Raw genomic sequence first — 552 nt, 5'->3', positions numbered from 1 at the left:
TGATCGGGTTGTTCAGAGCGAACGAGATACGACAACACATTGTTTTAACTTGAATTCCCTGACCACGGCCAGCGAACATGGAGCAAACCGCCTCAGGAGGTTCGCTCCCCATGCAGGACGACATCGCCTTCGCGCCGCCCGCCGAGACGCTCACAACCGATGAGCGGCTGGCGGAGCTGGCCGTCATCCTCGCCAGCGCCATCGCGCGCACCAACCCTCTGGAAACGAACGAGAATTCTCCGTTCGACGGAGACAGTTCGCTGGACATTCTCGCCCTCAGACGCCGTCGTCGGAGACAGGTGCAAAACCGAGTTGGAGACGACGCATGAGGAAAAATACAAGGAAATCAGGCGCAAAGGCTGCGCTCGCGCGCCCGGCGGAGGGAATCGACGTCCTGGCCGAACTGGCCGCGCTGAAGGCGATGACGGTGCCCGAGTTGCAGGGGAAGTGGCGGGTCATGTTCGGCGAGCCCGCGCCCAACGCCAGCCGGGGGAACCTGGAGCTGCGGATCGGCTACCGCATCCAGGAACTGGCCCATGGCGCGGAGGGTGA

General features: G+C 63.0%; 2 protein-coding genes. Both read left to right on the top strand.

Annotated features, from left to right (window positions below; genetic code table 11):
• Positions 1–110: 110 nt before the first annotated feature.
• Entirely contained in the window at positions 111–329 is a 219-nt protein-coding gene (locus GT358_RS16400) for a hypothetical protein (RefSeq protein WP_166583699.1), read from the top strand.
• Positions 326–552: DUF2924 domain-containing protein (locus GT358_RS16395; protein ID WP_166583698.1), on the top strand; the 227-nt coding region annotated here is incomplete at its 3' end. The genes GT358_RS16400 and GT358_RS16395, both read left to right, overlap by 4 nt.

Source organism: Rubellimicrobium sp. CFH 75288, from assembly GCF_009904055.1.
GTDB lineage: Bacteria > Pseudomonadota > Alphaproteobacteria > Rhodobacterales > Rhodobacteraceae > Rubellimicrobium.
This window is presented reverse-complemented; position numbering and strand designations above follow the sequence as displayed.

What these genes read in the sequence shown, in the direction of transcription:
- GT358_RS16400 (WP_166583699.1), top strand. Translation starts at nt 111, where the DNA reads ATGCAGGACGACATCGCCTTCGCGCCGCCCGCCGAGACGCTCACAACC.